Source organism: Cohnella sp. CFH 77786 (assembly GCF_019400745.1).
GTDB lineage: Bacteria > Bacillota > Bacilli > Paenibacillales > Paenibacillaceae > Cohnella.
Genome location: NZ_WJIB01000005.1, coordinates 69090 through 83419, shown reverse-complemented (window position 1 = coordinate 83419; position 14330 = coordinate 69090). Strand labels below are relative to the sequence as shown.

Here is a 14330-nt window from a genome sequence, read left to right as displayed (position 1 = left end):
GACACATGAACACCCTGCGGCTCCATGGGGATCCGCAGGGCACAGTCTCTTTATTTTAACAAAGTCTGCACATCGAGATTCAACTTCAGCACGTTGACCCGCGGTTCTCCGAACAGGCCGAGGTCACGTCCTTCCGTGTGCATGTCGACCAGCTTCCTCAGCTCATCCGCAGAGATCCCCGTCAAACGGCTGATTCGGGGAATTTGCACGGCCGCGGACTCCGGCGTAATGTGCGGATCAAGGCCGGAGCCGGAATTCGTAAGGAGAGCGATGGGCAGCTCGGATATCGGAACGTCCGGATTGTCTTTCTTCCAGGCTTCGATTGATGCTTGAACCCGTGCCAGCAGTATCGGATTGGACGGCCCGTAGTTGTTCGAACCGGAGGCCTCGGCCTTGTAGTCGATGCTGGACACGCGTCCTTGGAAATACTTCGGATCCGAGAACTTCTGTCCGATGAGCTCCGATCCCACGACTTGACCGGATGCGTTACGGATCAAGCTGCCGTTTGCTTGGTCCGGCATGAGCAGCTGGGCAAGGCCTGTGCAGACAAGCGGGTACACGATGCCGCACAATAGGATGAACACGACGCTCGCCCGGATGGCGATTCCCGCATAGGAGGCGCCGCCGACGGCTTCAGGCAGGCTGGCGGTTTTATTCATGGGCTTTCTTCCTCTCTCCTTGGCCGATTATATCCAGAGATGAACGATCAGATCGATCAGCTTGATCCCGATGAACGGAACGATAACGCCGCCCAGCCCGTATATGACGAGATTGCGTCTGAGCAGCCGGGATGCGCTCATCGGTTTGTAAGCCACGCCTTTCATCGCAATCGGAATGAGAAGCGGGATGATGATCGCGTTGAAAATCAAAGCCGACAGGATGGCCGATTCCGGCGATCCCAATCCCATTACGTTGAGCACCTTCATCTCCGGGATTGCGAGGATGAACATGGCCGGAATGATCGCGAAATACTTGGCGATGTCGTTCGCGATGCTGAATGTCGTCAGCGCGCCGCGGGTCATCAGCAGCTGCTTGCCGATGGATACGACCTCTATGATTTTGGAAGGGTCGGAATCCAGATCGACCATGTTGGCCGCTTCCTTGGCGGCGACCGTTCCGCTGTTCATCGCGAGCCCTACATCCGCTTGCGCGAGCGCGGGAGCGTCGTTCGTGCCGTCCCCGGTCATGGCGACGAGCTTGCCTTCCGCCTGCTCGCGGCGGATCACCGCGATTTTGTCTTCCGGCTTGCTCTCGGCGATGAAATCGTCGACCCCGGCTTCCCTTGCGATCGTAGCCGCGGTCAGCGGATTGTCTCCGGTGCACATGATCGTTTTGATGCCCATCTGCCGCAGTTGGTCGAACCGTTCGCGCATGCCGGGTTTTACCGTATCCTTCAGATAGATCAGGCCGAAAATGCGATTGCCGACGGCGACGGCGAGGGGCGTCCCGCCTTCGCGGGCGATCGAATCGCTTCGGGCATCCAGATCGGCCGGGATCGTTCCGCCTTGCGCGGCCACCCATTTCTTTACAGCATCGACCGCGCCTTTGCGAACCTTGCGCCCGTCTTTCAAATCGACGCCGCTCATCCGGGTTTCCGCCTTAAACTCGATGAATTCGGCGCCATCCGCAATCGATTCGTCATATCTCAGGGATTGCTTTTTCATGAGCTCGATCACCGAGCGGCCCTCGGGCGTTTCGTCATGAACCGAGCTGACCGCGGCCCACTCGGCAACCGTCTCCAGGCTCACGCCGCCTGTCGGAATGAACTCGCTCGCCATCCGGTTCCCGTACGTAATCGTACCGGTTTTATCGAGAATCATCGTATTGATGTCGCCGGCCGCCTCGACTGCTTTACCGGACACGGCGAGCACGTTGAATTGCGTGACGCGGTCCATCCCGGCAATCCCGATGGCGGACAAGAGGCCGCCGATCGTCGTCGGAATGAGACAGACCAGAAGAGCAATCAACACCGGGACCTTCAGTTCGACATTCAGATATCCGGCAATCGGTCCGAGCGTGACGACAACGATCAGGAAGATGAGGGTCAGGCTGGTCAGCAGCGTGTTCAGCGCCAGCTCGTTCGGCGTCTTCTGGCGTTTGGCGCCTTCCACGAGCGAGATCATCCGGTCGAGAAACGACTCTCCGGGGTCGGTGGAAATCCGAACCACGATCCGGTCGCTCACGACGCGGGTTCCGCCGGTAACGGAGCTGAAATCGCCGCCCGCCTCCTTGATGACCGGCGCCGATTCGCCCGTAATCGCCGATTCGTCGACGGAAGCCAGACCCTCGATGACTTCTCCGTCACCGGGAATCATTTCGCCTTGCGAGACGACGACGGTATCGCCTTTCCGCAGCTCTGTCGATGGAACGACTTTGATGGCCCCTCCGACCATTTTGTTCGCCGTCGTTTCCTTCTTCGTTTTTTTCAGCGTATCCGCCTGCGCTTTCCCGCGGCCTTCCGCCAGCGCCTCCGCGAAGTTGGCGAACAGAAGGGTGAACAAGAGAATGAAGAATACGGTCATATTAAATCCGAAATCGTCAGTTGCCTTAAAGTATCCCGGGAAGAGGATCATGAGCAGGACGACGAATGTACCGGCGTAGGTCACGAACATAACGGGATTTTTCATCATGCCAATCGGATTGAGTTTGATCAAGCTGTCCCGAATCGCACGGTTGACGATCGCGGATGTCAGCATCGATTTGCGTTGGTTACTCATATACGGTTCACCTCGTCATTAGCCCAGCTTGAGTTGTTCGGCGATCGGTCCAAGAACGATGGCCGGCAAGAACGTAAGCGCCCCGATGATCAGAACCGTACCGATCAGGATGGCGTAAAACAGCGTGTTATCCGTCCGGAACGTGCCGATCGTCTCCGCAACCAGCTGCTTGCGGACGAGCGATCCGGCAACGGCCAGCATGGCGATCATCGAGATATACCGGCCCAGCAGCATCACGATCCCCGTCGTGATGTTCCAGTACGGCGTGTTATCCGCCAGGCCTTCAAACCCCGAACCGTTGTTTGCCGCGGATGAGGTGTATTGGTACAGGACCTGGGAAATGCCGTGAGGTCCCGGATTCGTAATGGAGCCTTGACCGAGATCCGTCAGGAAAGCGATGGCGGTCGGAGCCAGAATGATGAGCGGATGAATCAAAATCGCCACCGCCACGAGCTTCATTTCGCGCGGCTCGATTTTGCGTCCCAGGAACTCGGGCGTTCGGCCGACCATCAAGCCGCACAGGAACACGCCCAGGATGGCATACATCAGCATATTGACGAGCCCTACGCCTTTGCCGCCGAATACGACGTTCAGCATCATCTCCGCAAGCGGGACCAAGCCTCCGAGCGGCGTCAGCGTATCGTGCATGTTGTTGACGGACCCCGTCGTCGCCGCAGTCGTCACGGCCGTGAACAGCGCGGATTGCGGGATGCCGAAGCGGACTTCTTTGCCCTCCATGCTGCCTTGAGAAGCGTCGATCCCCATCGCGCTAAGAGCCGGGTTGCCGCGAAGCTCCGCCCAGTATACAGTCGTCAAGAACACGAGGAACAAGGTCATCATGGCGCTGAAAACAACCCAGCCTTGTTTCCTGTTTTTCGCGAACAAGCCGTACGTGTAAGGCAACGAAGCCGGCAAGAGCCACATGGACAAGATTTCGATGACATTGGTCAGCGGACTCGGATTTTCGAACGGATGCGCCGAGTTGGCCCCGAAGAATCCGCCGCCGTTCGTCCCGAGGTGCTTGATCGATTCCAATGCGGCCACCGGTCCGATCGCGATATGCTGTGTGGTTCCCTCCAAAGTTGTCACCGTCAATGTCGGATGCAGCGTTTGCGGCACTTGAAGCGCCACCAGCAGCAAGGTAACCAGTACGGCCGACGGAATAAAGATGCGCGTATGCGCTTTGACGAAATCTTCGAAGAAGTTTCCGATCGTTTGGCCTTTGCCGGTAATGCCCCGCACGAACGCAATCGCCACGGAAAACCCGGTCGCGGCAGAGGTGAACATCATCATCATGATGACCGCCATCTGCGAAAAATACGAGAGACCCGTTTCACCGCTGTAATCCTGCAGATTCGTATTGGTGATAAAGCTGATTATGGTGTTGAAAGTAAGTGTCTGTTCCATGTTGTCCATGCCGTTCGGATTCAGCGGCATAAATTTCTGCAACCTCAGAATCGCGTATCCGAAGGCGACAAGAACGATGTTGGTCAGTAGTAAGGTGAGCGCGTACTTTCTCCATGTCATGCCGGAGCGGTCTTTGAGCCCGATCAGCCTATAGATGAACCGTTCAAACGCTCCGAAAATGCGGTCCGTCCGATTCGGTTCGTTCGAAAACACATGGTACACGTAGGTGCCCAGCGGTTTCACGAGCAGCACGACAACGGCCAGGACAATCAGGATTTGCAGGATGCCCATCGATTTTCCTCCTCGATTCCAACAAGCCGATCCGGATCAGAATTTTTCCGGATTCACCAGGGCGTAGATCAAATAAACGAAAATGAGAACCGCGAAGACGGTTACGACGATCATTTGCCCTCTCCCCCCGTTTCGCTCGAGACCCGATCGCACCAGGCCGCAAAGCCGTACAGCAGAGCGAACAGACCCGCCAACATCAGAATCATGCCAAGATCCAGCATGGAACAGCCTCCTTCATGGATTGCGCCTCCTAAAGTTCGGATAGGAGATCGTTGCTACAGAACAGATTCTAATACGAGTCGCCGTAAAAACGGGGTAAAAATAAGGCGGCAAAGGCGTAAAAAAAATATAAAAAAGCAACTTTCCGATAGACGGAAGTTGCTTTTTTGTCCGGTTGTCAGGCTATTTCTTCAAATGATACGGTACGGTTGTCACGATGACATCTTTCCGGAACAACAGATGGGTGTGGATCATGAAGCTGGTCTGGTTATGCAGGAAGTTGTGCCATCCCTTCTTCGGAATGAATTGCGGGATGATCACCGTCACCTGATAATGCGATTCGACGGCTTTGCGCTGCACGGAATCGATGAACCGGCTTAACGGCTGAATAATGCTCCTATAAGGTGAATGCAAGGTCACCAGCCGGACGTCCGGCATCCACTTGTTCCACTTTTCTTCGAACCGCGCTTCGTCTTCTCTCTCGAACGGAACGTACACCGCGATGATTTGATCCGCCGCAAGCGACTTGGCGTAGTTGATCGAATGCTCGACGACGTGCGTGATTCCGGAGACCGGAAGGATGATCACATTGCCTTCGATCGGCATCGCAGGCTCGCAGGTCGCCAGTCTCAACTGTTCCCCGACCGCTTCGTAATGTTTCCGAATGCGATGGAACAGGATAATGATCGCCGGCAAGAAGATCAAGACGGGCCAAACCTGCTCGAACTTCGTGATAAAGAACATGATCGTAATGATGAAGCAAATCAAGGCGCCGGCGGCGTTAATGAGCAGTTTGGGCAGCCAACCCGGCGGCTTCTGCCGGACCCACTTGAAGATCATCCCCGTCTGCGACAGCGTGAAAGGGATAAAGACGCCGACGGCGTACAGCGGAATCAAATGCTCGGTTTGACCCCCGAAAGCGATAATGAGGACGATCGACAAGATGCCGAGCATGATAATGCCATTGGAATATCCGAGCCTGTCGCCTCTTACCGTAAACATTCTGGGAATGAATTTATCTTTGGCAAGATTCACCGCAAGCAACGGAAATGCCGAATATCCCGTGTTCGCCGCCAGGATCAGGATCATCGCGGTCGTGCCTTGAATGAAGAAGTACATGAAGTGCCGGCCGAATGTCGTTTCCGCGATTTGCGAGACGACGGTCACTTCGGCGCGAGGCGTGATACCGTAATCGTAGGCCAGATACACGATGCCGGAAAACAAGAGCGCCAGCAAGAAACCCATCGCCATCAACGTCTTCGCGGCATTATGGGGCGAAGGCTCTTTGAAATTCGGGATCGCATTGGAAATCGCCTCCACGCCCGTCAGCGCCGAGCTTCCTGAGGCAAATGCCCGCAGCAGTAGAAACAACGTAATCCCCGCGATCGGCGTTCCCACAGGCGTGTGCAAATCCGGGGGCACCGCCCCCGTCATGGTACGGTAAATGCCAACCCCGATCAGGATGAATAGGGCCAAAACGAATAAATACACCGGATAAGCCAATATGGAAGCGGACTCCGTCACGCCCCGCAAATTCAAAATGGTAAGCAAAATGACAAAGGTAACGGCAATGCTCACATTATGCTCATGCAGGCTCGGGAAAGCGGAAGTGATCGCATCGGTTCCCGCCGACACGCTTACCGCGACCGTAAGAATATAATCCACCAAAAGCGAGCCGCCGGCGATCAGCCCCGGGTACAGCCCCAGGTTTTCTTTGGAGACGACATATGCGCCTCCTCCATGCGGATAAGCAAAGATGATTTGGCGATACGACAGGATGAGCGCCACCAGTAAGATCAGCACGCCGACCCCGATCGGGATCGAATACCAGAATGCGGCAGCGCCGACGGTCATGAGCACGATCAGAATCTGTTCGGGACCGTAGGCAACCGATGATAAAGCATCGGAAGAAAGGATGGCCAGAGCCTTGGTTTTTCGAAGTTTCTGTTCCCCTAATTCCGTGGATTTAAGGGGACGTCCAAGCAAAAAGCGTTTGATTTGAGTTACCACGTTTTCACCATCCGAAATTGTTTCGTCTTACTGCCCGCTGAAGTAGTTTTTCCTCGAATCCGATTTTTACCACAACAAAACCGCAGAGGTTATCCCCTGCGGCCGCATGAATCGGTGCAGTCTCTCCTCTCTAACACGCTTGCGAGGTTAGCTGACGGATTCGGGCGTATAGAGTCGCCCTACGGTGACGCTGTACGAAGCGCCTCCGATTCACCCCGGGCGGACATCGCCGCCGTTGGTTCCCCCGTTTTCCGATGTGGAAATTCAGCGAGTGAATGGTCTTACCGGATGATCATACTCCCCCATGACAGATTTGCCAATTGGGATATGAGAGGCTTAATCCCGGAATATTCAAAGCCAATGACGAAAATAGCGTTTACATAAAGGCAATCCTCAGCTTCAACGGATTTTTCGCGGTAAATCGTCCAAACGCGAAAAAAAGAGGTTTCTCTCCCAGGGGATGAGATCCCTCTTTTTTCTCGGTGTACTATTGAAGCATGGCTATTGTTGATCTTCGGCCCTGGACGGTTTGTTGCCGGGCGCAAACCATCCAAGAAGGGCTATCGCGACCAGGACAACATAGAAGACGGAAGTCCAGACCGTGCTGTGGGGAAAATGCGGATCCAAAACCCCGATATCCTCATGGGCAAGCGTAATGACCGCAAGCTTTACCCCAACCCAGGCAACGATTGCATAAGCCGTTGTCTCAAGCGCCGGGCGTTGGCCAAGCAGCTTTACAAACCAGGAAGCTGCATATTTGATCAGAACCAAGCCGGCAATCCCGCCAAGCACCACGACGATAAATTGTCCGCCGTCCATGCCGCCGAACTCGCCAAGCGGCGAATCCGGCAGTCCGAGCGCAAGCGCTACCGCGGCAAGAATGGAATCTATGGCAAAGGCGAGGTCAGCCAGCGCAATCTTTCCCACCGTAGGCCAGAAGCCTTTCCCTGCCGCTTCTTGCTTTTGGTCCTTGTGGGTATGTTCATTCTTCTTCCCGAACCGCGCTTGGATGATGTGCTTTATACCCAGGTATAGAAGATAGGCTGCGCCGATCGCCTGCACCTGCCAGACATTCGCGATAAAGGAAATCGCAAATAGAGCTGCAAAACGAAAGGCAAAGGCCATTATGATACCATAATTGATCGCCCGTTTCTTCTGGTCGTCCGGTAAATGTTTGGCGATGACCGCAAGCACGAGCGCATTGTCAGCCGACAGCAATCCTTCCAAACCGATCAGAATCAGTAAAGCCCACGCATATTCCAACCACAATGACTCCAACATGAATTCTCCTTTCGACAGCGCTAGTCATGAGTTATAGCCAGCTGAGTCCAATGCAGTAATTATTTACTTGCCGGCAATAGGTATACGTATTAACTGCCCGAAGGAGTTCAACTTTTTTCATCCTGGCATGAGTTTGATTCAAATATCCGTCAATTTGGCGACTTCTCGTACAAATGCGCAGGCAATGCCTGCACGAACGGCGACCAATCGCCCGTCGCGTAAAGATGAAGCCGGTGCATAGCCCGCGTACACGCGGTATAAAGAAGCTTGCGTTCGCTCTCCCGGCCGTAAGCTTCGGATGAGGCATCGTAGACCAAGACGGCATCGAACTCGACACCTTTGGCGAGATAAACGGGAATGACCATCACTCCTTTTTCAAAACCCAGCGTCTCCTTCGTGATGAGCCGCGGTGCTTCGCCTCCATGAATCCGTAAGTTTTCATGGGCCTCCCGGCTTTCGGCTGCGGTCTTCGTAATAACGGCGATGGAATCGAAACCCTCGACCTTAAGCGCCGCGACGTCTGCCAGCATTCGCGCCTCACGCTTCTCCCCGCTATCCAGTCTTATCAGAAGGGGCTTTGGCCCCCTCCTTTCGAACGGTACGATTTCTTCCCCGCCAGGAAGCATCGATTTCGTAAATTCGACAATTTCCCTGGTGGAACGATAGCTGCGCACAAGACGGACAAGGCTTGTTTCGGCTTCGCCGTATAGGCGGACCAGCGGAGAATCAGGCGCGTCCAAAGAGGTAGCCTGCATGAAGATCGCTTGCCCGAAATCGCCGAGCACGGTCATCCGGGCCCGGGGAAACAGCTTTTTGAGATATTCAAATTGAAACGGCGAATAATCCTGGCCCTCATCCACGAAGACATACCGGATTTCCGTGTTCGTCCGGACGCCTTCGATCAGTTCTTTCACATACAAATACGGGGTCGCATCCTCGTGGAACAACTCGTTCCGGAGAAGCGCTTCCTGGGTTTGCCTGCATATTTCAGGCCACAGCGGGGGAACGACGGCCCCATTCGTTCTCTGCCGATAAGCGGCTCCGCACTCAAACAATTGGCCATAGATGCCTTTGACATCCACGAACGAGAATTTCTTCACGCTTTTCCGGAGCGGTTTATAATATTCTTTCACGATCCTTCGGCGGAGCAGATCTTCCTCCTTCCGGGCGAAGTCAAAGTCGCCCTCGTCTTCCCGGGGCTTGTTGCTTAATTTCTCGCGAACTGCGGCGTAATGTTCCGCGAGGTCGAATAGTTCCTTCTCTTTATGCAGCAATCCGAAGACTTCCGCGTACTGCTCGATGTCGAGAAAACTCAACTCATCCTGCACCCAAGGCGCTTCCCGTTCCCTGCGTTCCAGCGAAGCCAGTTCCTTCAACAGCCATTCCTGCAACAGAACGACACGATTGAACAAAGGCAGGGAACGGTCAAAACCGTAAAATTTCGCTCTCATTTGCTCCCCGGTAATCAAATCGCGGTCCCGAAACCGAATCCCGTTGAATCGCATGCCTTCCCGTCCCAGCCACATTCCATAGTTCTGCAGGGCTTGCAGGAAAGCCTCGGAAGTTTTATACTCGATCCCCTGAAGACGAGCCTCATACCCCGGCGCTCCATGTGCGGTCAGTACAAATTCGATCTGTTCAAAGGGATCCTCCGGCCGTAACGAGGAACCTAGCCAATAGTCGACATATTCTTGAAAAGTCGTCTGCTGCATATTCTCTTCACCGAGCTCCGGGAGCACGGTGGAGATGTAACCGGCAAACATCGGATTCGGCGAGAATAGAACGATCTGATCGGCCCTGATCGTCTGGCGGTGTTTGTACAGCAAATACGCCACCCGCTGCAATGCCGCGGAAGTCTTGCCGCTGCCGGCCGCCCCCTGTACGATAAGCATTCGGCTGCCGTCATCGCGGATGATGGCGTTTTGTTCCTTCTGGATGGTGGCCACGATGCTCTTCATTTGCGAGTCCGCGCCTTTGCCGAGCACTTGCTGCAGCAATTCATCACCGATCGTTTCGCTCGCGTCGAACATGCCCCGGATTTCCCCGTTCTGAATCTGAAACTGCCGTTTGAGCTCCATCGTCCCTTCGATTCGTCCGGCCGGCGTGACATAAGATGCCGGGCCAGTGGAATAATCGTAGTACAGGCTCGCGATCGGCGTACGCCAGTCATAGATCAGAAAGCTCAATCCGTCTTCGTCGACGAAGGAAGATACGCCGATATAGATTTGCTCGCTGAAGTCCAGGCCATCCTCGTGAAAATCGATACGTCCGAAATAAGGAGACGGGAGCAAACGGTTCATGATCTTCCATTGCTGAGTCAACAGCTTATGGCCGCGTTCCCGTTCGGCTAACACCGCGGATTGCTGCTTAATCGTGTAGAAGGTTTCTTCGAACTCTTCGTCCGTGCTTGTATTGATCGTAACTTCTTCCCAAAACCGCTTGCGGATGTCCGCAGCCTGATCGCGCAGTCCGGCAACCTCCGGCTCCAGTTCGGCGATTCTCGCCCGCAGCTTGTTCCTGACCCATTCCAGCCGCTCCCGTTCTTGGCGCCAATCCTTCGGTTCCATTTCTCCCTGAACACGCTCCTTATTAGGGTTTTGGGGGGATAAAAAGCGCATTGACAAATCAAAGTTCCGGGAGTATAATTAAAGAAGAGATGATTTCGGTTGAAGCAAAATCATAATTTTTCAATTGCGCTTATGATTATATCATTGCGCTTATTTGTGTTCAATTAGTTTTTTCACTGGGTTCCGAACCCTCGTTATTAGGGAAGCGTCAAACCGTCTCTGCAGGATCTCGTTTAGCGAGAATATTTTCTTCAAATCTGCACCCAACGCGGAGTTAAGCTGTCAGAAAATGACCTATGTATTCATCCGTCTAGGTGTCGTGACAATTATAAAACTTTGGAAGGTTTAGGTTTCTGTGTATTGCTGGTTCACAATCATCCGAAATTCCAAACAAAAAGCTACCGAATTTCAAGCCGGTAGCTTTGGGGATCGCCGACTGTCTATGCATCGCCGATTTCCGATATACGTGTTTACTTTGCTTTATTTAATAAGTTTGTCACCATTCTGCTCAATGTCCCTTGATCGACGAAAGGAGCAAGACTTGCCAGCAGATCCGGGCTTAGATGTTCGGCTTCGACTCTACCAATCAATTTCTCGAGATGTTCCCTGTCCAAAAATGGTGCGAGGCTTACGATCCGGTTCGCAGAGATGGTACCATCTGCAACCCGGTCTACCAAATGGCTTAACGTCTCTCGGCTAATAAAGGGGGCCAGTCCATTCACGGCATTCCATATCAAGCTGCCTTCCTCGGCTTCTCGTACCAACCGATCCACCTGCTCCCTCCCCAGGAAAGGTGCGAGGCTTACGATCCGGTTTGCATCGATAGTGCCGTCTGCAACCCGGTCTACCAGACGGCTTAATGTCTCCCTGCTAATAAAAGGTGCCAGTCCATTAACGACATTCCAGCTTAAGCTACCCTCTTCGGCTTGTTGTACCAACCGATCCACATGTTCTCTTCCAAGAAACGGGGCAATTCCAACAAGAAGGTTCACTTCCAAGGAACCGTCAATCGATTTATCTACCAGTCGGATTAATGTGTCACTGCTGACGAACGGAGCGAGTCCGGTAATCGCACTCCACACAATTTCGCCATCTTCTGCCTGACGAACCAGTTCATCCAATGTATCTGTTCCGAGGAACGGCGCCAACCTCATGATCACGTCTAACTTAAGGACGCTGCTGTCTAATCGTTCAGTAACCTTATGCAGAGCGCTTTCCTTTACAAACGGCGCCACTTCTAAAAGCTCTTCCACCTCCACCTCTCCGGTATTGATCATCCCTGCAATTTGTTCCGTCCTGTTCTCTGCGATCTCCTCAACGATCCTTCCTAGGTGCCGGTGCTCCCGATTTTCTGCGCTTTCCCCTGCATTTAAAATGTCGTCTACCGTTTTGCCAAATAACCTCGCTAACTGCGGAAGCGTTCCGATATCCGGCAGCGAGTCGCCCCGTTCCCATTTCGAAACCGCTTGATGACTTACATTCAGTAGATTGGCAAGTTCCAATTGGGTCAGATCCTGGTCTTTGCGAAGCTTCGAAATATAAGCTCCAACTTTGCGTAAGTCGAGCATCCTACACCTCCGATTTAACAAAGTGTACAGTGCGCACTGTCGAAATCAGCATAGCATTTCCGCAACCGTCATCCTATCAAGAGTTGGTTGAATTTGTCACACGCGTTCATTCAACCGCGGGTTGAATCGCCCTGATTGAACATCGCCAAAGAGGGTAGGTAGCCAGATGACCCCACAGCATCTGCGAGATCTGGAATCCACCCGCCATACCCTACTTTTGTCGCTTTTTATTTATTGGTTTTTTCTACAGATCATTTCCATTATCCTGCCCGATAGCTGAACAACGGCTGCCGATATACGCCGGCGGCCGTTGTTCAGCTCTTGTTCTTGGCCTGGGTGGGGAAAGAAAAAAGACCTTGAGGGAGGATTGCTGTCAACTCGTTCGCCTAAATGAGTGATTACTCACTTCACAAATCGACCTCGTCATGTTAAGATGGCATTGTCATCCAAAATGAGTGATTACTCACATTCATGGGAGGTTGGAATCTGTGGTTCAGACCCATACGAACATCAAGTCCGCACCTGAGCCGGTTGTCGATTTGCAAGGCATAACGCGCCGGTTCGGCAAGCGGACGGTGCTGGACGGCATCGCGCTCCGCGTTGGACGCGGGGAAATATTCGGGTTGCTCGGCCCTTCGGGTTCGGGCAAAACGACGTTAATCAAACTAATCACGGGCATCGACAAAGCCGATGAGGGCGAAGTGGTCATGCTGGGAGAGAAAATGCCGAAGCTGTCGATGCTTCAACGGTTTGGCTACATGGCGCAATCCGACGCGCTGTATCAGGAGCTCACCGCCAAAGAAAATCTTCTTTTCTTCGCCTCCCTGTTCGGACTCTCGGGCGCACGCCGCAAGGAGCGGATTCAGGCGGCCATGTCGGTCGTCGACTTGCTCGACCATCTGAACAAACCCGTTGCCGCCTACTCCGGCGGAATGAAGCGCCGACTCTCGCTGGCGATCTCGCTGCTGCACGAGCCGGAGCTGCTCATCCTCGACGAGCCGACGGTCGGCATCGATCCCGTCCTGCGGCAGTCGATCTGGAAAGAGCTTACGGCCCTTCGCGACCGGGGGACAACGATCATCTTGACGACCCACGTCATGGACGAAGCGGACAAATGCGACCGGATCGGCCTCATCAGAGACGGAAGACTGCACGCGGTCGACTCGCCGCAAGGGCTCAAGGACCGAAGCGGTGCCGATTCGATCGAAGAAGCGTTTATCGTCCTCGGGGGAGGTGTCCGCGCTTGAGAACCCGAGCTCTCGCGACCCGCATCATCAGCCAGTTCGTCCGCGACAAGAGAACGCTGGCACTGCTGTTCCTCGCCCCCCTGCTCGTCCTGACGCTCATGCATTTCGTGTTTAACGGCCAGCAGGTGAAGCCGGATATCGGCACTGTAGGCATTCCCGCTCCGATGACGGATCGAATCGATCCGGACGGCGCGCACGTGACTTCATACGCGAACAGAGAAGAAGCGGAACAAGCTTTGCGGGACGGCAAGCTGGACGCCGTATTCTCCTTGGAAGGCGGAAAACCTTCCATTCTGCTCGAAGGCAGCGACCCTTCGATGAACAAGGCGGTCATGCTGGTCTTGCAAAAATCGATCCAGGCCGATATGCTGACGATACAGCCTGCCGTTTCGTATCTGCACGGTAACGAGGATTTGTCCTCTTTCGATTCGTTCGGCCCGGTGCTTATCGGCTTCTTCTCTTTCTTCTTCGTGTTCCTGCTTGCCGGCGTCGCGTTCCTGCGCGAGCGGACGACGGGAACGCTGGAAAGGCTGCTGGCCACGCCGATCCGCCGCTCGGAGGTTGTCGCGGGCTATCTGCTCGGATTTGGGCTGTTCACCTTGCTGCAAGCTTCGCTGATCGCGTGGTTCTCCATCGACGTGCTCGGCCTCTATATGGATGGCTCCATTTGGCTTGTCCTGTTGATGAACCTTCTGCTTACGCTTACGGCGCTCACCTTGGGCACGCTGCTGTCGTCCTTCGCGGGGAGCGAATTCCAGATTATTCAGTTCATTCCCCTTGTTATCGTCCCGCAAGTCTTTTTCTCGGGATTGTTCAATCTGGAAGCCATGGATCCTTGGCTGCAGAAGTTGAGCTATATCATGCCGCTGTATTACGGTGCCGACGCCATGCGAGGCATCATGCTGCGCGGCGAAGGATTCGACGATATTGAAACGGATGTATACGTGCTGCTCGGTTTCTCCGTCGCGTTTGCGTTGCTGAACGTCGTTGCGCTCAGAAAACAACGCGCGATCTGACCGGCGG

General features: G+C 54.1%; 10 protein-coding genes and 1 riboswitch. Of the genes, 2 read left to right on the top strand and 8 right to left on the bottom strand.

Annotated features, from left to right (window positions below; translation table 11 throughout):
- Nucleotides 1-50: 50 nt before the first annotated feature.
- From kdpC to GE107_RS09510, 8 genes are all read right to left on the bottom strand, one after another.
- Nucleotides 51-659 carry a potassium-transporting ATPase subunit KdpC gene (gene kdpC / locus GE107_RS09545; protein WP_219639466.1) on the bottom strand — a complete coding sequence of 203 codons (609 nt, stop codon included), beginning with the start codon at nt 657-659 and terminating at the stop codon, nt 51-53.
- Between the two features lie 27 nt (nt 660-686).
- Nucleotides 687-2717, bottom strand: a complete 2031-nt coding sequence (kdpB, locus tag GE107_RS09540) for a potassium-transporting ATPase subunit KdpB (protein WP_219639465.1) — start codon at nt 2715-2717, stop codon at nt 687-689.
- 18 nt (nt 2718-2735) lie between these two features.
- Nucleotides 2736-4415 (bottom strand): potassium-transporting ATPase subunit KdpA, encoded by a 1680-nt coding sequence (gene kdpA / locus GE107_RS09535; RefSeq protein WP_219639464.1) that lies wholly within the window; start codon nt 4413-4415, stop codon nt 2736-2738.
- 36 nt (nt 4416-4451) lie between these two features.
- A complete protein-coding gene (gene kdpF / locus GE107_RS27105; RefSeq protein ID WP_370636346.1) occupies nt 4452-4529 on the bottom strand; it encodes a K(+)-transporting ATPase subunit F in 78 nt (25 codons plus the stop codon).
- 288 nt (nt 4530-4817) lie between these two features.
- On the bottom strand, nt 4818-6644 hold the full coding sequence (locus GE107_RS09525; protein ID WP_219639462.1) for an APC family permease: 1827 nt from the start codon (nt 6642-6644) through the stop codon (nt 4818-4820).
- 121 nt (nt 6645-6765) lie between these two features.
- A riboswitch (cyclic di-AMP (ydaO/yuaA leader) is annotated at nt 6766-6924 on the bottom strand.
- A 221-nt stretch (nt 6925-7145) separates the two neighbouring features.
- A complete protein-coding gene (locus GE107_RS09520) occupies nt 7146-7922 on the bottom strand; it encodes a TerC family protein (protein WP_219639792.1) in 777 nt (258 codons plus the stop codon).
- Between the two features lie 152 nt (nt 7923-8074).
- Nucleotides 8075-10492, bottom strand: a complete 2418-nt coding sequence (gene helD / locus GE107_RS09515) for an RNA polymerase recycling motor HelD (protein WP_219639461.1) — start codon at nt 10490-10492, stop codon at nt 8075-8077.
- Between the two features lie 470 nt (nt 10493-10962).
- On the bottom strand, nt 10963-12060 hold the full coding sequence (locus GE107_RS09510; RefSeq protein WP_219639460.1) for a helix-turn-helix domain-containing protein: 1098 nt from the start codon (nt 12058-12060) through the stop codon (nt 10963-10965).
- A gap of 488 nt (nt 12061-12548) precedes the next feature.
- On the opposite strand from GE107_RS09510, the gene GE107_RS09505 reads away from it, so the two are divergent.
- On the top strand, nt 12549-13307 hold the full coding sequence (locus GE107_RS09505) for an ABC transporter ATP-binding protein (protein ID WP_370636332.1): 759 nt from the start codon (nt 12549-12551) through the stop codon (nt 13305-13307).
- A complete protein-coding gene (locus GE107_RS09500) occupies nt 13304-14323 on the top strand; it encodes an ABC transporter permease (protein ID WP_219639459.1) in 1020 nt (339 codons plus the stop codon). Before GE107_RS09505 ends, GE107_RS09500 begins: the two co-directional genes overlap by 4 nt.
- Nucleotides 14324-14330 lie beyond the last annotated feature (7 nt).